Source organism: Fictibacillus sp. B-59209 (assembly GCF_036216745.1).
GTDB classification, from domain to species: Bacteria; Bacillota; Bacilli; order Bacillales; family Fictibacillaceae; genus Fictibacillus_C; species Fictibacillus_C marinisediminis.
The window spans coordinates 144045-166407 of sequence record NZ_JARMMC010000020.1 but is presented as its reverse complement, the minus strand read 5'-3'; the positions used below and the strand labels follow the sequence as shown (position 1 = coordinate 166407).

24 protein-coding genes are annotated in these 22363 nt (G+C 41.6%); 16 read left to right on the top strand and 8 right to left on the bottom strand.

The window, feature by feature from the left end:
• The first annotated feature begins 3 nt into the window (after positions 1 to 3).
• Positions 4 to 1260 carry an imidazolonepropionase gene (hutI, locus tag P4361_RS17275; protein WP_328090228.1) on the top strand — a complete coding sequence of 419 codons (1257 nt, stop codon included), beginning with the start codon at positions 4 to 6 and terminating at the stop codon, positions 1258 to 1260.
• Positions 1253 to 2206, top strand: coding sequence for a formimidoylglutamase (hutG, locus tag P4361_RS17270; protein ID WP_256226595.1), 954 nt, complete (start codon positions 1253 to 1255; stop codon positions 2204 to 2206). Before hutI ends, hutG begins: the two co-directional genes overlap by 8 nt.
• A 44-nt stretch (positions 2207 to 2250) precedes the next feature.
• Here the strand turns inward: hutG and P4361_RS17265 are convergent, their stop codons facing one another.
• From P4361_RS17265 to P4361_RS17255, 3 genes are all read right to left on the bottom strand, one after another.
• Complete coding sequence (locus P4361_RS17265) at positions 2251 to 3267, bottom strand: acyltransferase family protein (RefSeq protein WP_053355470.1); 1017 nt, start codon at positions 3265 to 3267, stop codon at positions 2251 to 2253.
• Between the two features lie 177 nt (positions 3268 to 3444).
• On the bottom strand, positions 3445 to 4476 hold the full coding sequence (gene ytvI / locus P4361_RS17260) for a sporulation integral membrane protein YtvI (RefSeq protein WP_328090227.1): 1032 nt from the start codon (positions 4474 to 4476) through the stop codon (positions 3445 to 3447).
• Between the two features lie 102 nt (positions 4477 to 4578).
• Positions 4579 to 5400, bottom strand: a complete 822-nt coding sequence (locus P4361_RS17255) for a YihY/virulence factor BrkB family protein (RefSeq protein ID WP_175501891.1) — start codon at positions 5398 to 5400, stop codon at positions 4579 to 4581.
• Positions 5401 to 5640: 240 nt separating this feature from the next.
• On the opposite strand from P4361_RS17255, the gene P4361_RS17250 reads away from it, so the two are divergent.
• Entirely contained in the window at positions 5641 to 6330 is a 690-nt protein-coding gene (locus P4361_RS17250) for a TerC family protein (RefSeq protein WP_328090225.1), read from the top strand.
• A gap of 74 nt (positions 6331 to 6404) precedes the next feature.
• On the opposite strand, the gene P4361_RS17245 is transcribed toward P4361_RS17250, so the two are convergent.
• From P4361_RS17245 to P4361_RS17235, 3 genes are read right to left on the bottom strand one after another with little or no spacing between them, the layout of a single operon-like run.
• Entirely contained in the window at positions 6405 to 7385 is a 981-nt protein-coding gene (locus tag P4361_RS17245) for an ABC transporter permease (RefSeq protein WP_328090224.1), read from the bottom strand.
• Positions 7378 to 8289: an ABC transporter ATP-binding protein gene (locus tag P4361_RS17240; protein ID WP_328090222.1), complete on the bottom strand. Its 912-nt coding sequence runs from the start codon at positions 8287 to 8289 to the stop codon at positions 7378 to 7380. The genes P4361_RS17245 and P4361_RS17240 overlap by 8 nt, the downstream gene beginning before the upstream one ends.
• Positions 8286 to 9101, bottom strand: a complete 816-nt coding sequence (locus P4361_RS17235) for an SGNH/GDSL hydrolase family protein (protein WP_328090221.1) — start codon at positions 9099 to 9101, stop codon at positions 8286 to 8288. The genes P4361_RS17240 and P4361_RS17235 overlap by 4 nt, the downstream gene beginning before the upstream one ends.
• A 208-nt stretch (positions 9102 to 9309) precedes the next feature.
• On the opposite strand from P4361_RS17235, the gene P4361_RS17230 reads away from it, so the two are divergent.
• The 3 genes from P4361_RS17230 to P4361_RS17220 all read left to right on the top strand — a co-directional run bounded on the left by P4361_RS17230 (position 9310) and on the right by P4361_RS17220 (position 11822).
• A complete protein-coding gene (locus tag P4361_RS17230) occupies positions 9310 to 9684 on the top strand; it encodes a hypothetical protein (protein ID WP_328090219.1) in 375 nt (124 codons plus the stop codon).
• 56 nt (positions 9685 to 9740) lie between these two features.
• Positions 9741 to 10067, top strand: a complete 327-nt coding sequence (locus P4361_RS17225; RefSeq protein ID WP_328090218.1) for a metalloregulator ArsR/SmtB family transcription factor — start codon at positions 9741 to 9743, stop codon at positions 10065 to 10067.
• An 807-nt stretch (positions 10068 to 10874) separates the two neighbouring features.
• Positions 10875 to 11822: a formate/nitrite transporter family protein gene (locus tag P4361_RS17220; RefSeq protein ID WP_256226586.1), complete on the top strand. Its 948-nt coding sequence runs from the start codon at positions 10875 to 10877 to the stop codon at positions 11820 to 11822.
• Here the strand turns inward: P4361_RS17220 and P4361_RS17215 are convergent.
• Positions 11816 to 12271 carry a hypothetical protein gene (locus P4361_RS17215; RefSeq protein WP_256226585.1) on the bottom strand — a complete coding sequence of 152 codons (456 nt, stop codon included), beginning with the start codon at positions 12269 to 12271 and terminating at the stop codon, positions 11816 to 11818. The two genes, P4361_RS17220 and P4361_RS17215, sit on opposite strands and share 7 nt — an antisense overlap.
• Before the next feature lie 133 nt (positions 12272 to 12404).
• Between P4361_RS17215 and P4361_RS17210 the strand changes: the two genes are divergently transcribed.
• A complete protein-coding gene (locus P4361_RS17210; RefSeq protein ID WP_328090217.1) occupies positions 12405 to 12911 on the top strand; it encodes a TraR/DksA C4-type zinc finger protein in 507 nt (168 codons plus the stop codon).
• Between the two features lie 20 nt (positions 12912 to 12931).
• Here the strand turns inward: P4361_RS17210 and P4361_RS17205 are convergent, their stop codons facing one another.
• Complete coding sequence (locus P4361_RS17205; RefSeq protein ID WP_248251713.1) at positions 12932 to 13594, bottom strand: phosphatase PAP2 family protein; 663 nt, start codon at positions 13592 to 13594, stop codon at positions 12932 to 12934.
• A gap of 536 nt (positions 13595 to 14130) precedes the next feature.
• Here P4361_RS17205 and P4361_RS17200 point away from each other — a divergent pair.
• The 9 genes from P4361_RS17200 (at position 14131) to ytzI (ending at position 22217) form a co-directional block, all read left to right on the top strand.
• The gene (locus P4361_RS17200; protein WP_053355457.1) at positions 14131 to 14796 is read left to right on the top strand and encodes a C40 family peptidase; all 666 of its coding nucleotides are present in this window, start codon (positions 14131 to 14133) and stop codon (positions 14794 to 14796) included.
• Between the two features lie 163 nt (positions 14797 to 14959).
• Entirely contained in the window at positions 14960 to 15181 is a 222-nt protein-coding gene (locus tag P4361_RS17195; protein ID WP_328090216.1) for a hypothetical protein, read from the top strand.
• 201 nt (positions 15182 to 15382) lie between these two features.
• The gene (locus tag P4361_RS17190) at positions 15383 to 15592 is read left to right on the top strand and encodes a hypothetical protein (protein ID WP_231689154.1); all 210 of its coding nucleotides are present in this window, start codon (positions 15383 to 15385) and stop codon (positions 15590 to 15592) included.
• Positions 15593 to 15810: 218 nt separating this feature from the next.
• Positions 15811 to 18069: a glycoside hydrolase family 2 protein gene (locus P4361_RS17185; protein ID WP_328090215.1), complete on the top strand. Its 2259-nt coding sequence runs from the start codon at positions 15811 to 15813 to the stop codon at positions 18067 to 18069.
• Between the two features lie 18 nt (positions 18070 to 18087).
• Positions 18088 to 19371: an ABC transporter substrate-binding protein gene (locus P4361_RS17180; RefSeq protein WP_062236423.1), complete on the top strand. Its 1284-nt coding sequence runs from the start codon at positions 18088 to 18090 to the stop codon at positions 19369 to 19371.
• Between the two features lie 63 nt (positions 19372 to 19434).
• A complete protein-coding gene (locus tag P4361_RS17175) occupies positions 19435 to 20367 on the top strand; it encodes a carbohydrate ABC transporter permease (protein ID WP_082683487.1) in 933 nt (310 codons plus the stop codon).
• 10 nt (positions 20368 to 20377) lie between these two features.
• Positions 20378 to 21214: a carbohydrate ABC transporter permease gene (locus P4361_RS17170; protein ID WP_062236422.1), complete on the top strand. Its 837-nt coding sequence runs from the start codon at positions 20378 to 20380 to the stop codon at positions 21212 to 21214.
• A 227-nt stretch (positions 21215 to 21441) separates the two neighbouring features.
• Positions 21442 to 21996: a DJ-1/PfpI family protein gene (locus P4361_RS17165; protein WP_197275474.1), complete on the top strand. Its 555-nt coding sequence runs from the start codon at positions 21442 to 21444 to the stop codon at positions 21994 to 21996.
• Between the two features lie 53 nt (positions 21997 to 22049).
• Positions 22050 to 22217 carry a YtzI protein gene (ytzI, locus tag P4361_RS17160; protein ID WP_256226579.1) on the top strand — a complete coding sequence of 56 codons (168 nt, stop codon included), beginning with the start codon at positions 22050 to 22052 and terminating at the stop codon, positions 22215 to 22217.
• The last annotated feature ends 146 nt before the right edge of the window (positions 22218 to 22363 follow it).

The following is a 22363-nucleotide window of genomic DNA, read 5'->3' as shown; positions in this document are numbered from 1 at the left end:
AAAATGCTGGATACATTGTTGACCTCCATTGATCAGCTTCTGGCTATTCATGGATCGCATGGACCAAAACGAGGCAAGGATATGAGCACACTTCCTGTGATCAAAAACGGTGCACTCGGTATAAAGGATGGAAAGATTGCATTTATAGGCACAACAGAGGAAGCGAAGGGCTTAGAGGCCAAGGAAATCATTGATTGTAAAGGAAAAATTGTATCCCCGGGCCTTGTTGATCCACATACACATCTTGTATTTGGCGGATCACGAGAACATGAAATGACCTTGAAACAGCAGGGCGTATCTTACTTAGAGATTCTCGCACGAGGGGGCGGAATCTTATCTACCGTAAAAGCAACAAAGGATACGAGTGAGGAAGAACTCTTTCAAAAAGGATTGTTTCATCTAGATCGCAGCTTGAGTTTGGGTGTAACGACAATGGAGGCCAAAAGCGGATATGGTCTGGATCGTGAAACAGAAATAAAACAGCTGAGGGTGGCCAAACGATTGAATGAGGCTCATGATATGGACCTTGTTTCTACATTCCTCGGAGCTCATGCTGTACCAGCTGAGTATAAGGGGAAACCAGAAGGATTTTTGGAGAGCATGCTGGATGTGCTTCCTTACATTAAAGAACAGGGACTGGCTGACTTTGTGGATATCTTCTGCGAAACAGGCGTATTTACAGTTGAACAATCACGAAGGTTTCTTGAGCGAGCAAAAGACCTTGGATTTAACGTGAAAATTCATGCTGATGAAATCGATCCACTAGGCGGGACAGAGATGGCATGCGGGATCGGGGCCATTACCGCCGATCACCTCGTAGGTGTTTCAGAAGAAGGAATACGGTTGCTTGGAACTTCGGAAACCATTGCTGTTCTCCTCCCAGGCACAACGTTCTACCTTGGAAAAGACAGCTATGCACCAGCAAGAAGCATCATTGAGGCAGGCGGAGCAGTTGCATTGTCCACAGATTTCAATCCGGGAAGTTCCCCAACCGAAAATCTTCAGTTTATTATGAACCTGGCGGCATTAAGACTAAAAATGAAGCCTGAAGAAATTTGGAATGCCGTCACAGTCAATGCTGCGTATGCCATTGGCAGAGGGAGTGAAGCTGGAGCCATTGAAACGGGAAGGTGGGCCGACCTCGTTCTTTGGGATGCCCCCAATTATCACTATCTGCCTTATCATTACGGTGTGAATCACGTGAATACTGTGTGGAAAAAAGGAAAGAAGGCAGGAGAAAGGAAGCCTGCTTATGCATGACATCGAACATTTAAAGCCTTCTGGAAAACCAAAGTTCATTGACCGGGGGATTAAAAAAGCAGGAGAAATGCTCGTGGACTGGAACGGAGAGAAGGTGAGCGGCATAGGGCTAATCGGGATGCCGTTATCCAAAACCTCGATTTCCCATTCAGGAGCTTCGGCGGCACCGGAAGTGATCAGGAAAATGCTGAATTCGTTTACGACATACAGCATTGAAAAGGACATCGATCTGCAAACATCAGTCATTACCGACTTGGGTGACATCATGCCTCATGTGACAGATCTCAAGGAAACACAATCCAGATTCGAACATGCATTGGAAGGAGTACTGAAGCACAATCCCGGTATGATTCCAATCATACTCGGGGGAGACCATTCAATCAGCGCCAGCAGCATCGCAGCCTTCTCCAACATTTATGGTTCGGTTGGAATTATCCAGTTTGACGCCCATCACGACCTGCGCAATCTCGAAGATGGCGGCCCTTCAAACGGGACTCCCTTTCGAAACCTGATCGAACGGAATAAGATCAAAGGAGAGCACCTGATCCAGATAGGATTGCGTGATTTTTCCAATGGAAAGACCTATAGTGACTATGCTAAAGAGAAAGGTGTCACTGTTTATCCGATGAGCGAAGTAAACAGCCGTGGTATCATTCCTATATTGGAAGAAAGCATTCAACAGCTTAAATCGTCGGTATCTGCTGTTTATGTTTCAGTAGACATGGATGTTCTTGACCAGGCTTTCGCACCAGGATGTCCTGCCATCGGCCCTGGCGGCATGCACAGTGAAGAACTCATCAGGGGCATTCAGTTCCTTTCAACCCTCCCGATCGTAAAAGGCATGGATCTCGTGGAGATTGATCCAGCTATTGATTTTAGAGACATGACCAGCCGCCTAGCTGCCTATCTTATTCTTCAGTTTTTATTATTTCAAACATCAAAATAACACAAAAACCATCTCGAAATTTAATCCGAGATGGTTTTTTAATATCACTCATCCTTTTTGAGCATACGGTTCAGCTTGGTCCAGCGCAGTTCAATGAGCGGCTGGGCGAGGGCTATGACCGGCTTGCTGGCAAGGAACATTGTAATCATAACGGCCAGAACGAGAAGCATCACATAATAGTTGTTCTTCTCTATGGAGGAGAACAAATCTGTTGTAAATAAATATTTTAATACGAAACCATGCAGTAAATAAATATATAACGTTCTTTCGCCAAATTCCGTAAAAAAGAATCTTCGCTTTGGAATGATCGCCAAAAAACTGAATGTGGCAAGAAACATAACAGCATAGAGACCAAGCCTGATAAATCCTCCGTACCATTCGTTATGCCCGAGAATTTCCGCATAGGATGAAGAAGATAAAAGCCAGTCTTTGGCATGGTCTGGGATGAAGAAATGATAAGCCAGAAACATTAAGACCATGAATATGCCGGAAGCGATCCGGATTGATGGTTTTAAAATCTGTTTGAAATCCCTTTTTGTCAAATAATGACCTAGCAGAAACACTGGGAAAAATACAAAGGTTCTCAATAAACTTAAATATGTTCCTATCTCTGTAATATAACCGACAGCAACTCCAATTCCGATCGCAAGGATTAAAGGATACTTTATTTTTACAAATACCTTTAATAGGATGTTCCAGAATACCAGGCTTAACAAAAACCACATCGTCCAATGCGGGTCGAAAAAATTAAGCTTCATTTCACTTTTATCATATAAGTCATAGTAAAAGAATGAATAGATTAATTGAAAGACAACATAGGGAACAAGAACTTTTCTGAAAATCTTGGACAAATAGCCATCCTTGAATACACCCTTTGTAAAGAAGCCGGATATAAGGATAAAGGCTGGCATATGAAACGTATATATAAAGTTATAAAGGGTATAGAGCAAGTCATTTTGGCTTTTGATGGGGGAGATGAAATGACCCAGCACCACCAATAAGATTAAAATAAATCTTGCATTATCAAAATAATAGTCGCGTTCTTTTACATCAGTTGCCATATTTCCTCCAACATCTACAAGACATGCAAACATAGTTATTCGTTGCCCGTGTCCCTTTTTCTGTATCTAGTTCTATAATTCCCATAAATGATAGGATTTCTAACCTACAAATAAAAAAAGTACAAACCAAAGTTTGTACTTTTGTCCTGAATGATAGGACCTGTTTTAAGATGAGATTTAAAAATCGATTTTAATTTTAACAAATCCAGCACTCCGTAGAGCTTCATAGATGATGACAAGTGCAGGGCCGACGATCAGACCGACGAATCCCAGGAGCTGAAAGCCGAGATAAAGGCTGATCAATGCTGCCAATGCTGAAATGCCGAGGCTGGATCCAAGGATTTTGGGTTCAATGATCCGCCGGATGACTGTCAGTACAGCAAACATAATCAATAGACCGATGGCCAGGAAATCGTTGCTGACCACAAAGTTATAGACGGCCCAAGGAACAATAAACGACCCTGTCCCTAATATAGGAAGAATATCAACCAATACGATAAACAGTGCGATAAGTACAGCATATTTCACATCAAGGATTAAAAGGCCGATCAAGGCAAGTACGTACGTGATAAAGCTAAGGATAATTTGAGCCCGGATGAAGCCTACAGTCGCTCTGGAAAGCTGTGTGAAAACGAGTTCAACCTTTTCTCTTGCAGATGTTGTAAACAGATTGAGAAAATTGGCGAAGAGCCGGGGTAAATCAAGAGAAATCAAAAACACAGCGACCAGATAAATGATGAGATAGATCAACAGCTGAGGGATGGAAGCAATAACCGCTATGATTCCATTCGTCAGCTTGGTCGCGAAACTTCCAGCAAACGTCTTAAAGCCCATCAAGGCATTCTGTATCGTTGAAATAACTTCGGGAGGAAGTGAAGCATAAAGTTTTTCTGCTTTATATAAATCTTTTTCAATAAGGGCGAACACTTTTACAGCATAAGAAGGAACAAGTGACAGGAATTCAATCGTCTGAACCACCAATGTTGTAGTCAGCCAATAGGAGAGAAGTCCAAATCCTGCTAGAAATAAAATAAACACGACTGTAACAGACAATAACCGTTTCATTTTAAAATTCTTTATGAAAAGCTTAATTGCAGGCTCCAGCACAAGAGCGGTTACAAGGGCTAATATTAAAGGAATGCTGTAAGGGATCAGAAAAATAACCACAGCCAGCACTAACCCAATAATAATTAAATTCTTTAACGACATTTCAGGCCATCATCCTCTATGTAAAGTAACTTTAATCTATATCTTAAATCATTATATGGAACGGTGAAAAAGTCAATCCTGTTCTAGCCTTTCGACAGAAAATTATATCTGTTCTGCTTTTCTCTTATGAATTGTCAGCAAGGCAGCGTTGATTTGTCCGCCAATAATCAGAATCATCGCAGAGAGATAGAACCAGATCATAAGGGTGAGCAATGCGCCAAGATTACCGTAGATCTGCCGGTAATCGAAAAGTGTTACATAATAGGAAAAGCCGATGGAGATCAGCTGCCATCCAATCGTAGAGAAGAAGGCTCCGGGCAAGACCTGTTTCAGCTTCAAGCGAATATTCGGAGCAATCAGGTACAGTGAAACAAACATCACCATCAGAATACCGAAGCTCAACGTCCAGCGGGTCGTATTCCATAGGTGGAATGCCGGATGGCCATAGCCAAGCCTGTTCGCCAGAAAAGTACCGACCGAATTGCCGAATACAGGCAATAGCAAGGTAGAGACGATGGCAAATACGAGACCTAAAGTCAATAAGATGCCAAGAAAGAGTTCCCGGATGAAAGGCCGGTTCTCGATCACGTGATACGCTTGGTTAAACACACGGATAATGGCAAGAATTCCGATGGAAGACAGCCAGATGGTGATAACAATACTAATAGAGAAAATATCGCTCCTGTTCTGATCAAGAACGGAAATCAAATTATATTCCAGCAAGTTAAAGGCCTGTACTGGAGCGAACGGGCGAATAATCTCAAGCACTGAACCGGATGAAATGGGAAGGAACCCTAAAATGGTGAAGATTAAAAATGAAAAAGGAAAGAGTGACACCAAGAAATAGTAAGCAAGCTGTGCAGAAAGATCAAACACTTTGTCTTCAAAAAAACGAAGTTTAAGTTCTTTTAAAAATACGATCATAACTAACTCCTTTTTAGCCGTTACATGCAGTATTCCCCTTGTAAAAGCAATAGAGACTGCTTTCATGATATAAATTTCAAAATGATTGAAACCTTCTTCCTTGTTATCCGTATAACTTAAGACAAAGCAATTTTTCTTGCATGCTCCAAGCTTTTTAAGAAATGATATGGGGAAGTAAAGGATCAAACGCTATCATAATGTTTCATTTTTACAGCAAGATGTTGAGGAGGAAATTAAATAATGGATTTTTTTACGGCAGAATTCTTTTCTGCTCTCTTATCCATCGTCATTATCGATCTGGTGCTAGCAGGCGACAATGCGATTGTGATAGGACTTGCAGCAAGAAACTTGAAAAAAGAGCAGCAAAAAAAGGTAATCATCTGGGGAACGGTTGGGGCGGTGATTATTCGTGCGCTGGCTACGATGGCGGTCGTCTGGCTGCTTAAAGTGCCAGGATTGCTCCTTGCAGGAGGACTAATCCTGATTTACATCGCCTATAAGCTTATGACGGAAGACAAGGATCATGATATTAAAGCTCAGGATAGCATCTGGACGGCGATCAGAACCATCATTATCGCAGATGCGGTAATGGGTCTCGATAACGTACTTGCAGTAGCAGGAGCTGCTCATGGTGACTTCCTGCTGGTAGTCCTTGGATTACTTATTTCTGTTCCTATCGTTGTATGGGGAAGTACACTGTTCTTGAAACTCATCGACAAGTTTCCGTTTATTATTACGATCGGAGCAGGCATCCTGGCTTGGACTGCTGCTAAAATGATTGTTGGGGAACCGTTCCTCAAAGAATATTTCAGCAATCCGTTCATTAAATATGGATTTGAAATTCTTATCATTGCCGCTGTCGTTCTAATTGGATTAGCGAAAAAACGTTCTGGCGCCAACCAAAAGAATACACAAGAACGCGGAGTTTAAGTCAATAAAAAAGCTGAAACAGATCCTATCTGCTCCAGCTTTTTTTGTTATTTCTGGTGCCAGGCACCCGTATCTTAATATACATCCCTTTTCGTAAAGACAGCGAAGGCGACTATGAGGCCGCCTGCAGCCCAAGCCAATAGTACACTTAACGAAAAGCCGAGGGACATTCCTTCAATCGGAGTAGCCATGCCGCTGATATAATTAGTCAGGGCTAAATTCACCATGAATAGATATTTAGCGCTTTCCCATGAAGATACCATATTGGAAAGAATAGCACCGGCGACCAATGCCGCCAGCATGATTCCCATAACTGCAGCAGTACTCCTCAGCAGTACAGAAAGCATAAAGGTTAATGTTCCAACAACAAAGCATACATACCATACCAGACCGAATTCCATCAAAACATATTGCCATTGAGGAATGAGATGAACGTTGTTTGTCAGCAGTTCTTCACCCTTTGGACTGAATCCGGTCAAAAGAGGCATATCCCATCCTCCATAGCCAAAGACTAAACCTGATATAGTGTAAGAAAGAATGGCCACTGCTGTTACAATAAGCGATACTGATAATAGGAGCGCTATATATTTGCTCAGTAAAATTTTCCACCGTTTCACCGGCCGGGTGAGAAGGAGCTTGATGGTTCCCCCGCTTGCTTCAGAGGAAACAAGATCTGCTGCAGCCACCATAACAAGAAGCGGAAGAAGCAGAGTGATTGAATTTTCAACGAAAACTCTCATGAACGTTGGAGCACCTGGAGCCTGGGGATTAACATCATGATCGAGATAATATTGCTGCTGGGCCAAACGAATTTTTAAATATTTTCTCCAGTCATCCTGTAGCTGGCTTGAACTTAGACGGTTCTGTGTGTCAACAATCTCCTGCTGGAGCTTCGTACGCCAATCTGCATTCCCAAGCTTCTCCTGAGTGGTCTTTGCCTGCTGGTATTGAGCATACGTAAAAAGGGGGACGAGGGCAGCAATAATCAGGATGATGACAAACAGCCGCTTTTTTCTGAACAGCTTCAGCAATTCATTATGAACAAGTTTAGTCAATATGCTCTCCTCCTGTAAGCTCTAAGAAAAGATCTTCAAGGGCAGGGAGTTTCGTTTTCATCTCTTTTACTTCAATCCCGGCGTTAACAAGTATCCTGTTCCAGTTTCCTATTTGACTCTCATCGTATAATGTGATAAGCCTGCCGTCTGATTCTGTCACAGGTGTAACTTCTTCAAGCAGAAGCTTCGCTTTATCCAGCGGTTCTGCGCTCCAAACAACCCGTTCCTTTTCAGCCAGTAATGATTCTACAGTGTCGATTCTGATGATGCTGCCCTTCGAGATTATGGCTACACGGTCACACATCAGTTGAATTTCGCTAAGCAGGTGGGAGGAAACCATTACGCATAATTTCTCTTTTTCAGCCAGGAAGCGGATGAACTCTCTCATTTCACGGATTCCTGCGGGATCAAGCCCGTTGGTCGGTTCATCAAGTATAAGCAGTTTTGGGTTGCCAAGCAGGGCTTGGGCTATTCCGAGACGCTGCCTCATACCCAAAGAATAGGTACTCACTCTATCATTTATCCTGTTGCCCATATCTACGAGTTCGACGACTTCTTGAAGCCTGCTCTCATGGATGGAGGAATCCATACGGGCAAAATGTTCAAGATTCTCCCAGCCTGTTAAATAAGGATAAAGCTCAGGGTTTTCAACAATGCAGCCCAAGTCTTTCATCGCTTCCCCGAACTGGGTCTGAACGTTCTTTCCACCGATATAAATCGATCCTGATGTGGGCTTGATCAGCCCGACAAGCATACGGATCGTGGTTGTTTTTCCGGCCCCGTTCGGTCCAAGAAAGCCAAAGACTTCACCGGGATATAATTCAAAGGAAAGTCCTTTGATAATTTCTTTTTTGCCGATGGTTTTCCGAAGGTTGCTAACGGAAAGGGCAGGTGATTGGCTCATTTCTTTTCCTCCTCGCTGAAATGAATGAGGGAAGCAGTGCGCTCTCCGATTAATTGATAGCCTTCTTTATTCGGATGAAAATGGTCACTGAAAAGATAGTCATTCACATTAAGTTCAAAAAGATCAAAGGTGGGGACATAAATAATATTGGGATAGAAAGCCGCAACGTTAGCGGAATCAAAGTTCCATTGCCGGACGATGCTTGACGTTTTCTTGGAATCCTCCATATCGCTGAATGGGTTGTAGAGCCCTACATGATAGATGGTCCCAGTCTTGTTTAGCGAACGAATTTCCTTGTATAGTTCTTTCAGGTTGTTAAGGTAAGCTTCTTCTGTTTTATTGATGCTCTGCGAATTTAGCTGCTGAAGAGCTTGTCCGCCGCGGAATAAATCGTTGCCTCCAATTGTAAGCAGGATGACATCAGCGTTTTTAATCTGGCGTTTGATCTGCTGCTGGCTGATCTGGTCAAGAAGCTCTTTTGAAGTTTGCCCTTTTATAGCGGAATTGGAAAGCTCAATCTCTTTTTTTGTTTTCTTTGCTAATTCTTCTTTCAAGTAACCGATGTAGCCCTTGCCGTCAGGGTCGCCAGTGCCCCTTGTCAAGGAATCGCCTAATGCTGCAATGCGTAAGTTCCTGCCCATTCCATCCGCTGAATCGCTGGCAGTTTTACCGCTGTCTGGTTTAACGGTATCCATCCGCTGGCCGCCAGCTGAAAAAAACTGGTCCTGTATGACCCAGGCAAGTCCCGCAAGCCATAAAAAAGCTGATAAAATGGAAAGAGCTGTGATGAGAGACAGACCTTTTTTTCTCACAAGACCATCCTTTCAAATACTAATTACATAAAGCATAGCAGAGAAACAAAAAATTTCTTACTATTTTGCATATGTTTTCCTTCCTTTCTATTGTTTCCACTCCGCTTCCCTGTCTAAGCAGCTGTCATAAAAAATGTTGGTTAATGATACAGAGGGGAGAATAGAGAGAGAATAACAGCAGGCAACAGAAGCAGCCGGGTGGTGAAATATGAAAAAGAAATATCAAAACAGACTGATTGCCATAGTAGTCATGACCATGGCAGCCATCTATTTTTTTATAAGCCTGAATCCTCCGCTTTCCGTGGTGGGTGGACATAAGAAATCAGCCAATGAAACATGGATTGAAGTAAAGAACGAAGGCTGGTTTTCATTGAAGGTAGATGCCTTGTATGTGAATAACAAGGAGGTTCCTGCCGAAGCTTCTTTTCTGGCAACTGATAAATTTATACCGTTAAAAAAGCAGACAATTCATTCGGGGGAAGAAAAGTATATACGTATTTTTTACGAGGTGCCTTTAAAAAGGATTACCGTAGCCTACAGCTTCGGCGGCATTTCTTTTATACGTTCGTTTTCAATCTTTTAACCAATTCAGCTTTCATTGGGTATGATCGAATACATGAGTGTAAAGGGGGGATTTTGATGGATTCAAAACCTGACTATAATAATGAAGAATACGTTCAGTTAGATGAAGAAACGCTGTTTATTGTCTCACAGACGTTCAAAGCGCTTTCTGACCCTACCAGGATACGGATTCTGCATCTGCTTTCTCAAAAAGAATGCAGTGTGAATGAAATAACAGATGCTTTGTCTCTTTTGCAATCTACGGTTTCCCATCAATTAAGATTTTTAAAGAACTTGCGTCTTGTAAAGTTTCGCCGTTCAGGGACCACCCTGTTTTATTCCATGGACGATGAACATGTCATTGATCTGCTTAAACAGGCCATACATCATGCGAGCCATGACTAAGCTTGTTGCTGTGGGGAAAAAAAAAAGATTTTGCTTATTTTATGAAGATTTTATATTGTTTTTGTTGAATTTTGAGAAAAAAGCAGGAATTCTATAAAAAAACCTGTTCTAAAAGGCAGAAGCAAGCAAAAACGCTTAAAATCAAACGAAATAGATTATTCTGAATATTTTAATTTATCTTCACATAAAGTATTATAAACGAAACAAAAGAAGGGAGTAGATTCCAATGAAGAATGTTAGCGAAGCATGCTAAACAAGCCTATACAAATAGTTAAACTATTTAACAGGCACAGTATGCGGGTCTTCAGAGTCTGCCAAGCAACAATTATCCATACATCCTTTTTAAAGGCGTGATTCCAATGAAAAAAGTTAGCGAAGCATGTCAAAATCATATCCACTAAAAAATCAGCCCGTGAAAACTGGTTTTGAGATATGTGGACATGTGGGAAACCAAAAATGGAAACATTAAAACTTCAGAGGACGTGGTTCCGATGACAAAAGTTAGCGAAGCATGCTAGGATCATGGCGCAATAGGAAATAGTCCGTGAAAACTATTTTCGCATCATGTGGGCATGTGGGAAGCCAAAAAGGAGAAAATAAACTGAAAGATGCAAGTCTGCAAGTGATGCAAGGCATGTGTTCTAAGTAAAGAAAGGAAAATCAACAAGTGAATAGCAAGTATTTTAAATAAGGCGCAGGTTTATGTTAATTTACATAAACAGCGTCTTATTTTTGTATTTTAAATAAGACGCTGTTTGACGAGGAGGACTTGAAGGGAAACTAAGTTACAGGAAATGGAGGTCCCAAATGAATAATAAATCCGAACAGAAAAACGCGCATCCTAAAACCCCCCAAAAATATCCTGAGCGACAATATTATTTCCCTGCCCAAATCGTTGAAACGTTTATTAGAAAAGGAAAAGAATCCATACAAACCACTTATTTGGCACAATTAATTCTATCCAGTCTGGCAGGAGCTTTTATCGCTTTTGGAGCTCTAGGTTCAGTATTATTGACAATGGACATTGAATCGGCCGGCATTGTGAATTTAATGGCTGGTATCGGATTTATGATTGGCTACGCGATGGTCTTTTTATCAGGTTCCATATTATTTACGGAAGTAAACATACTCTTGCCCAGTTATATCATGCAGAGCAAGTTTTGGATCAGCAAAAAACTGCTGTCCTTTTGGTTTATCTGTTACATTGGAAATTTTGTGGGCGCTCTATTTGTCGGTTTTCTTTTAAACCTTTCAGGCTCGCTGCACGATGAATTCTATGATTACCTGCTCACATTCGTAGAAAAGAAAATGGAATTTACACATAGAGGAACTTGGGGCTGGTTTCAGGTTCTTTTTTCAGGTATTTTGGCAAACTGGCTAATCGGAGCAGCAGCGGTTCTTGCTACCGCCGCAAGAGATGTGGTTGGCAAGATTCTCGGTATTGCTCTGCCTGTTATCATTTTCGAAGCCGGAAACTTTCAGCACGCTGTGGCCAACATGGGCTATTTCAGTATATCCGTCCTTGAAGGCTTTGATATCAGCTGGTATAAGTTTATTCTGCTTAATCTGGTTCCAGCAAGTATCGGCAATCTAATCGGCGGCGGTATACTTGTATCTCTGCTGTTGTCATATGCTTACAAAGAAGAACTAGATGAGGGGGTTCTGAAAGAGGAAGAAGAGGCAATTGAGGAAATGGAAAACAAGAAAGAAGCACCCAATGGAAAACCAGCTGGAGAACCAGCTGGTCATCAATAATAAGGATAAGGGTAATAAGGATACGGATAGTAATAAGGATATAGGGAGAGTGCAGCTATAGCGGCAAGGGGAAATATCCCTGGAAAAAACCTTCTTCCAAACCATGGCCGGCCAAAAAATACACGATTTTCTTCATTGTCCTCTCTTCCCATAGCCCCCTGCTGCCCCTGCATTCCTTGTTGCACTTGCATTCCTTGTGTTCCCTGCATGCCCTGCTGTCCTTGCATTCCTTGCTGGCTTCCTTGCCCGCCCTGTTGCGGCTGCTGAATGTCCTGAGGAACCATCATATGGAGATTCTGGCCATCCACATTTGTAATGATCCCTTCCGTTTTCTTGCCATCATGCATGGTAATAATCACATGAAAATACAAGTGCTGCTTACAAAGATTGTGCATCTGTGCCCAGTTTCTTTCATCCGTCTGCTCCTGATTATTGTAATCTTCCACCATAGGCAATCAACTCCTTCCAACACTATTTTTATTTTTTAAAAAAAAGATTATGTCTGTCCAAAGAGGTTTGTGCGTGTTATTTCATTAGAAATAGGGTAAATACTAACCACAATAGTGTATGAGGAGGAACAGCATGAGCTTATCTAAACAACAAATCAACGAATTAGAACAAAATCTGCTAAAGATGAAAAAACAGCTAGAAGAACAGCAAGAGCTGAGGGAGAAAGATGAAAGCCTGCAAGAGTCTACCGGGGAGATCAGCTCATATGATAACCACTTTGGTGATATGGGGAGTGAGTTATATGACCGCGAAATGGCAATGGCGCTTGATGAAAATCAAGAGGAAACTCTTGAAGACATTAACGAAGCGCTCCAGCGCATTGAAGAAGGCACCTACGGAAAATGCGTGGACACGGGAGAGGAGATTCCTTACGAAAGATTAAAAGCCCTTCCTTTTGCAAAACGGACGGTCCAAGCACAAGAAAAGGCTGATGAGGACGGGAAAACAGATGATTATGAAATAGGTGAACCTTCTTTCATCAGGAAGGGTGAAGGGAAGTATGAAGACAGCAGAATGCAATCGGTTGACGAGATAATGGAGACACACGGAAATGCTTCTAATAAAGGAGAGGACGCATAATAAAAAAGCAGCCTGCCCAACTATCGGGGTTCGGCTGCTTTTTTGTTCTTTGAATAACGTTTATTCGTGGCGTAGGACAACATAGGTTTAAAATAATAAATTGTATTAAACAGGATATTACCGAGAAGGATTCCGGCAAAAGCATCTAGAACTACGTGCTGTTTAATGAAAAGTGTGGAAAGAATAATCAAGTATCCTGCAATGTTGACAGCGAAAATTCGTACTGGTGTTTTTGTTTTGCAGTATCTTATTGCAATGACCATTAAATAACTGCTCAGGACATGAATACTTGGAAAGCAATTAAAGGGTTCATCAGCTGAGTAAATATAACGAATAACATTTGTGAGAACACCGCTGCCCTCTATGGCAGGTCTTGGAACCGTTGTCTGAAAGAAATAGTAAATGACATAACAGATGGCCATCCCGATCGTTAAGCTCAACAGCGTCTTGAAATATAAGGATCTGTCATAGATAAAAAAGTAAAACAACATGCCAAAAATGAAAAGGTACCAAAAAACATACGGAATAATAAAGGCTTCAATAAAAGGAATATGCTGGTCAAATGATGTAATAAGACTCCTTGCTCCCCGATCTCCGTTATTCAGTAATTCATAAAAAGTATGCAGAAGAGGAATAGAGAGCATCAATAACAAAGGAAGAATATGGGATTTTAATTTACTCAATAGTCACTGCTCCTTCAATTCATAACAATCATATTTAACAACTACCATATTATACCATATCGTTTGCTAGAGTTGGGATGGTTCTTGTTAATGGCTATGTAATATTTATACCAAAAAATAGTCATACACTAGCTTATCATAACGTAATGAAGGGCTAGAGGCATCCTTTTTTTAGTGACAAATTATTTAACGATTTGTCTTCTTTGCATTATACTTCCCTAAAAATTGAGGGAAAGAACATCATTCAAAGGACAAATCCGCACATAAAGGTCTTTTGACACTGGGTATTAAGTCCTGTTATCGAAGATTGGGTAGTCAGATTGTTACAATTTATTTTACTGAATTTAGCTTAATTTGACAGAAAATATGGAATTTATTAGGTTTAATGTCATAAAAAATCGGGAATTCTATTAATTTGTAATATATCTGTAATCTTCCTAAAATGTTCGTGTCATATTTTGTTGGTAGAATCTAATTAAGTTAGCAAGGAAACAAATACCAACATTGGTAATACAGATTTTAGGGGGATACATGCTTTGAAAAAATTGGTAGCGGCAGCGGCACTATTAGGAATGATGGCTTTCAACCCGATCGTAGGGAAAGCAGCGCTTGGCGATCACACTTTAAAACAAGGTATGACCAGTAAAGATGTGCAGCAATTACAAACTGTCCTTAAGAAAAAAGGATATTTTACATACAAAAAGACGACTACTTACTATGGTACATATACGAAATCAGCTGTAAAAAAGTTTCAAAAAGCAAAAAAACTTAAAGCGGATGGCGTGGCTGGAAAAAGCACGTTCAAAGCACTAGGGGTTAAAACAGCTGTTAAAAGCACTTCATACAGTTCATCAGGTTTGATCAGTACGGCAAAAAGATACATGGGTGTTCCTTACCGCTGGGGCGGAACAACACCTAAAGGGTTCGATTGCAGCGGCTATATCAACTATGTTTTTGATAAATCGGCTGGAATTGACTTGCCTAGAACAGTTTCCGGAATCTATTTAAAAGGTACATCTGTCAGTACTCCAAAAGCTGGAGATGTTGTATTTTTCCAAACGTATAAACATGGTGCTTCCCATGCTGGAATATACATCGGAGACCATAAGTTTATTCACAGTTCATCTTCAAAAGGAGTAAGCATTGCTTCAATGCAAAATCCTTACTGGGCACCGAAATTCCTTGGCGCTAAAAAGATATAAGTACGAAACAGGCAGACTCATTCTGCCTGTTTTTTTTCAGTTTGAAGGCTTTTTTTATTTTTTTCGTCATATCGTTTAACTTTTCTGAATATTATAGTATAATCTATCATATCATGAATTGGCCTTAATGCAGTTTACCTTCCTGTTGAAAGGAGTGTTAGGCATGTATTTTGGTGAAACTGTCAAAATCAACCGTTTTGACGGGGAATACTTTGAGGTGAACCACAACTGGCTGATGGATATTGTGTGGGACAAATATCACATGCCGCTGCGGGACTTTTTGGATTCTTATGATAGAAGGGACAGTGATTATATTTTGACGCTGGCCGAACAGAATACTTTACGTTACGAATTGAAAAATGATAAAAGCCGCTTAGTTTTATAAGCGGTTTTTTTGTGATGTAAAAAAGTATAATATTCAGCTTGCATAGATGTAATGTCTAGCTCCAGCGCCCAGGGCTGAAAACTTGGTTCTTGTTTTCAGCATAAGTCCTCGAGGACGCTTGCGCTTTTCTTACTTTGTCTTGTGGCATACCTCTTCACCTCTTCATATCATATGAGGAATGTTAGGCGAGGAGGATGAATTATGGCAAAAAAAAAGGCTAAAAAGATCTCTAAGTATGATCAGGCGGTCAATAAATATGCACATACTCTAAAAATGGTTACCAGTTCCACCTGCCTGTCCTGCAAAACTCAATGTGTGAGGGGATTGGCCTATATAGATAAAATGTCTAAACCGGGCGCGGTCGGGCACGGTGTCCCCTGCCATCTGACAAAAGGAAAAGGTATGAAATAAGTGATGTCTCTCTAACTTAGCACATCTTCCCTAAGGATTTAGTTTGTGTGAGGATGTGCATCCTTTTTTTATTTTGAAGGATGTTAGCATCCATAAAAAGGTGTTTATGTTAATTCATCGCCGGGAAAAGTTCAGAATAGTGAAAACAAAAATGATGTCTCTGTCCCATAAAGGCGATAATAACTATAAACTATATAAAGCAAAGTCAGGTGATACCCATGAGCAGAGAATGCAGAGAAAAATTCAGTTTAAATGGTATATGGAAATGTGTTCCTGATGAGGATAACCGTCTGGAAGGAAATATTAGAAACAAGCCTGTATACCATTCAGAAGAACTAACTTGGGAGGATATCCATGTTCCTGCACACTGGCAGAAAGCGGGATATGAGGATTTCCAGGGAGTCATGTGGTATAAAACTGTCTTTCGTGCTCCGTCACTAAAGAAAAATAAGATGTTCTACATTTGTTTTGATGCTGTTGATTATTATTCAGAGGTTTGGCTCAACGGAGTGTATCTTGGAGCTCATGAAGGAGACTTTGATGCGTTTGAATTCAATGTCTCTGATTTTCTGGAATATTGCGGAGAGAACACGCTGGTAATCAAAGTGACTTCTGAATTGGATACAAAGCCCGAACGTAAAAAAATTGCCAAGGGAGGCCTTTACCATTGGGACTGCCTTCCAGTGAAACAAGAAGGGCTGACAGATTGTCCAGAAGTTCCTTCTTCTGTGAATGCCCATTACCCAAATCCTCTTGTCAACCCGGGTGGAATATGGAAAGGGGTTTATCTTGAAGAACGCTGCAAGGTACATATTGAGCATATTCAGGTGACTCCTTATCTAAAAGATGAGTATAAGAAAGCCACCATCTACCTTGATGTTGAAATACAGAACAATAACAGCAAGGAAGCCAAAATTGACGTGGAAGTTTCATTCCTGCCCCATAATTTCAGAGGGAAAATATACAGATGGAAGTCTCAGAGCTATTTTCAAAGACCAGGTACGAGCAGCTATTCAATGACTGACCAGCTGTCCAACCCCAAATTATGGTGGACATGGGAGCTTGGATTTCCTCACCTGTATAAAGCTGTGATTGAAGTGTGGGTAAATGGGGTATTGGTAGACAAGAAGATTCAAATATTTGGAATCCGCGAAATTAAAATGGATGAAAAATGGATCTTTTACCTCAATGGAACAAGGGTGTTTATTAAAGGAAACAACTATTTGTCCGACCAGTTCCTCTCTCTTATGACAAAGGAATCCTACCAGCTTGATGTCCAAATGATGCTGGATGCCAACATGAATACCACCAGGCTTTTTGCCCATGCCGAACAGGAAGAGTTTTATCAGCTGTGCAACGAAAAGGGTATCATGGTTTTTCAGGATTTGCCGTTTCAATGGGGCTATGAATCTACGGGTCTTTTTATAAAAAGAGCCGAGGATGTTTCACGTCGTTTCGTTAGAATGCTTTATAACCATCCTTCGATCATTTTGTGGTCCTGCCACAGCGAATCCCGCTTTCATGACTACAACAAGCTGGACAATATGCTCTTGCGTGTCGTAAAGGAACTCGATAGTCTGCGGCCCGTTATTAAAAATTCGGTGCTCGTATCCGATGAGGAACTTCCTCATTTTTTTGAGACGCTGGATGACTTTACAGACTATATCGGTACGCATTTAAGTGTGCACTGGGTCGGTTGGTATTGGGGCAAAATTGAGGATGCTGAGTTTTATAACCCGATGTTTGTAACAGAGTATGGAACCCAGTCTATTCCAAATGAAGATTCCTTGAAGAAATTTATGAACCAGGAGTCTCTCTGGCCTGTTAACTGGGAGATCTACCGTACATGGGGCTTTCAGACCAATATTTATCAGACGATGTTGGGGTCGGTCATGACTCAGTCCCTTCAAGAACTTATCGACATTACACAAGAATATCAGGTTCAGTTTTACAAGGAGCATACAGAGGCGTTAAGGCGGAAGAAATACAATCATGTAGGCGGGCTTCTTCAGTTTCACTTTGTTAATACAGGACCGTCCATCGATTGGTCCATCATCGACTATTATCGCCAGCCTAAAAAAGCTTATTTTGCCATGGCTAAAGCTTTTGAACCGCTGCATCTGTCCTTTAACGGCGAAGTTACGGATGGGGAGCTTGGAAAGACTGCTACCGTAACTCCTTGGATCGTGAACGATTACAACGTTACATTTGAAAACTGCGAAATAGCCTACAAGGTATTCCTTGAAGACGGCACCCTGGTCGATCAGCAATGTTTGCCTGTTCCAAAGATAGTGAAAGATTCAGTCCAATCATTTGAATCTTTAACCCTTCCGGTTTCATCCGGAACAACAGTTAAAGTAACAGGTCAATTGAAGGATTCGAACGGTATGACGGTCATGGAAAATGATAAAATCATCCGCTCGCTTCCGGCAGAGGATGAAGTGCAAAATCCGTTCAAATCACCAATACGATTATAAAATGAGGAGGCAAAACCGATGAAAAAGGGATTGTTGCTGCTTTTTTGTCTTGTATTGGCTTTATCCATGTCAGCCTGTTCCAATGACAACCAAGGAGCGTCAGGAACAGAGAAAAATGGAGAAGTGCAGCTGAAAATGTGGGCGCATCAGGGACAGCCGAAAGAAGTCGACTTTTATAAAAAACGTATTGAGGAATTCAATAAAGCTCATAAAGGAAAAATTCATGTTAAGCTCGATATCATTCCAAGCGGTGCAGGCCACGCCTATGAAGATAAAATCAATGCTGCTGCAACCTCGAACGGGCTGCCGGATGTTCTTGATATGGACGGGCCTTTTGTCGGGAACTATGCAGCAACAGGGATCCTGGCTCCCATTGATGATTACGTAGCGAAAAAGGACAAGCAGGATTTTGCCAAATCCATCATCCAGCAAGGTACATATGACGGCAAACTATACGCACTTGGAGCAATGGAATCATCCATTGTGGTCTTCTATAACAAAAAGTTGCTGAAAGAAGCCGGAATTAACGCTCCGGAATCATTAGACAAGGCATGGACATGGGACCAGTTCATGGACGCCTCGAAAAAACTGACTAAAAACAACGTCCGCGGGCTCACGATGCATATGGATAATGGCGTCGGGGAATGGCTCACTTACATGGGTTCCGTATTTGTGTGGTCCAACGGCGGCCTCTTGCTCAATGAAGACCGCACTAAAGCTGACGGCTATGTCAATGGCCCGAAATCGGTAGAGGCAATGAACTATGTCAAAGATTTGTTTAAGTCAAAAGTTGTGAGCGTTTCCAACGGGCCGACGGATTTTGAAGAAGGAAAGGCGGCCATGATGCTTGGAGGTGTGTGGCTGATTCCTGGCTTTGAGGAGTATAAAAATCTGGATTGGGGAATGACCTATTTCCCTTACAGCAAAAAGAAAACCTCACCTTCCGGATCTTGGGCATTTGGTGTGTCCAGCCAGTCCAAACAGCCGAAGGAAGCAGCTGAGGTTGTAAAGTGGATGAGCAATAAGGATTCTGTTGTAGAAATTTCCAAGATAACCGGAATGCCGCCGGCACGCGAATCCGCGTTTAAAGAGCTGCCTGAATACGATAAGCTCCCTAAAAAGATCATTAAAGACCAGGTGCTGAACACAGCAAAAGCCCGTCCGGCAACACCTGCCTATCCGGTCCTAACCGCTAAATTTGCTGAAGCTTTTCAAGCGGCTGCCTTGGGGCAGGATGTAAAAAAAGAACTTGATAAAGCAGCGAAGGATACTGACAGAGAACTGGAACGATTCAAAAAATAAGACGGAAAAGGAGTGATGGATTCACTCCTTTTCCTGTACTTTTTTGCAGAAAGGAGAAACAGGATGGAACCCGCTACACAAAAAACAAACGTCGATCGCCCATTACCTACGGTAAGCCCGAAGCAAAGGAAAAGAAAGAATTTGTTTGCCAGCTATGGGTTCGTTGGCCCGGCGATGATTCTGCTGTTTGTCTTTCTCATACTGCCGGCCATTTTGGCACTGTACTATAGCTTTACAAACTATTATTTGCTGACCCCTGAAAAGATGAAATTTGTAGGAATGGAAAACTACAAGCGGCTGGCGGAGGACGATATCTTTTTAAAATCCTTGGGAAATACCGCTCTTTTTGTCGTAATCGTTGTCCCCGTACAAACCCTTGTCGCTTTGGCACTGGCCCTTCTAGTGAACCAAAAGGTAAGAGGCATCAAATTTTTCAGGATGGCTTTTTTTGCTCCTGTTGTCACTTCAATGGTTATTGTCTCCATCCTCTGGACATTCATATATAATCCGGACAACGGATTGGCGAATTCCATCTTAAATATCGTGGGACTCGGCCCGTTTCAGTTTCTTACAGACAAAGACCAGGCGATGTATTCCATTATTTTTATGAGTATTTGGCAGGGGGCCGGATATCAGATGATGATCTTTCTTGCAGGCCTTCAGGAAATTCCGGACCATCTCTATGAAGCAGCATCCATTGATGGGGCGAACGCTTGGCAAAAGCTCATCAACATCACCATTCCCGGCATTCGGAACATCCTGGTATTTATTGCGATTGTAACGATGATTGCTGCTACCAAACTCTTTATCCAGCCTTTTGTCATGACGCAGGGAGGCCCTTTGGATTCTACGAAAACGCTCGTTTATATGGTATATGAAACAGGCTTTAAGTTTAGGGATGTTGGCTATTCATCAGCCATCGCAATTCTTTTCTTTGTGATCGTGCTAGTCATTTCCATTCTGCAGCGAAAGTTTATTAAAGAATCTACAGAATAGGAGGAGAGTTATGAAAAAGAACCGTTTATTTAAATTAATAGGATTGTATGTCGCCCTTACTTTGCTGGCACTTCTTTTTTTATTTCCGCTCATCTGGATGATTGTCTCTTCCTTTAAATCGGAAGCGCAGATTTTCGCGGATCTGAAATCATTTAAAGCCTTTGTTCCTTATACTTTTTCATTGGACAACTATACCGGGGTCTTTGAACGGATTCCATTCATCAGATATTTGCTGACGAGCACATTGTACGTTTCGGTTATTGTTCTTCTAGGTTTGTTTGTAAACTCTCTGGCTGCTTATGCGTTTGCGAGAATGGAGTTTAAAGGAAGGGACTTTTTGTTTGCAGCCGTGGTCGCGTTAATTATAATCCCGTTTGAGAGTATCCTCCTTCCCTTGTATTTAATCATCGATGAGTTAGATTGGCTGAATACTTACCAGGCGCTGATCGTTCCCTTTATTGCAAATGCGTTTAATATTTTCATGTTTAGGCAGTTCTTTTTAAACTTGCCGAAAGAATTGGAAGAGTCTGCACGAATGGATGGTGCTTCTACGCTTCGAATCTTTTTCCAGATCGTCATTCCGCTATCAAAGCCTGTTTTTATTACAGTGGCTCTCCTTACATTTATTACACATTGGGGAGACTTCATGTGGCCGCTCATTGCGACAACTGATGAGAGTGTAAGGCCGCTTCAAGTCGGCATGCAGTTCTTTTTCCATCAGCCTCCTGTGAAGTATGGCCATGTCATGGCTGCTCTTACAATGGCGACCATTCCGCTGCTGATCATCTTCGTGTTCTTTCAAAAATACTACGTACAGGGAATTGCATCTGCCGGTATGAAAAACTAATCTTGTAACTCTGAGCGAAGCCCAATTAGGCTTTGCTTTTTTGTGATCCAATATTATTCATCGAAGGAACGAATTGGGAAAATGTATAGATAAACACTTGGATATTTTCATAGGTTAACCACTGATTTTCCCAATACACATCCTCCTTTTGTACTGATACAATTGAAAACAAACAATGTTCGACAAAGATAGGTATGCAAATAGTACCAGGAAGAATGGGTGAGGGCGTGAAAAAAAAGAGAGTACTTGTCTATCTCTATCCCCAGTTTCGAGAAGTAGAGATTATGGTGGCGCTGTCTATTGTCAGCCGCTTTTATGAAGTCTTGACCTTCTCATTGCCGCATGGGGCAGTTACAAGTGAATGCGGCCTTACGATGCAGCCGTCTATTAAACTGAAGAATATTAATCCTCTTGAATATGATTTGCTGCTGATCCCAGGAGGCACGCAAGCCGGCAGCCAATCTGATCCCCGGCTGATCAGACTGATCAAAGCCTTTGATAGAGATGGTGTACGCATAGCTGCCATAGGCACGGGTGTGCTTCTGGCTGGAAAAGCAGGAGTATTGATCAACAAAAATTTTACGGCCTCTGTTCTTGAAGAGGAGCATAGAAGAGCCAAGGACTGGCTGACAGGAAGAGCTGTCAACCGGCCGGTCGTTGAAGATAAAAATATAATAACCGCCAAAAACAATGCATATATTGATTTTGGATTGGTCATCGGTGACAGACTGGGTTGTTTTAACAGTATAGATGATTACAATCTGTATAAAGGCAGAGTGTAGCAGGTTGCTTGCCTATGTTAAAATAAGGAATAATAAATAAAGGAGCTGTACACGTGTCGACTCTTCTTATTTCAATTGTTATGTCTGTCATCATCATTTTGTTCATCCTTGTTATTTTTGTTGTTGCGATATCAAAGGGATATTCCTATAAACATACGGTTGACAGCCTGGAGGAAAATCCGCACCTGCAAGGAAAAAAGGAAAAATCGCGCGATGCATAAAGCTGGCAGCCCATGCCGGCTTTTTTTATTTTTCAGGCAAGGCCCATAAATTTAGACTGGAAAGTTTGAGGATGAGAGAGGATAATAAAGATGATGAGAGCGCATACATCGTTATGTGTTTTTTTACAAACTATGAAGTAAAAAGG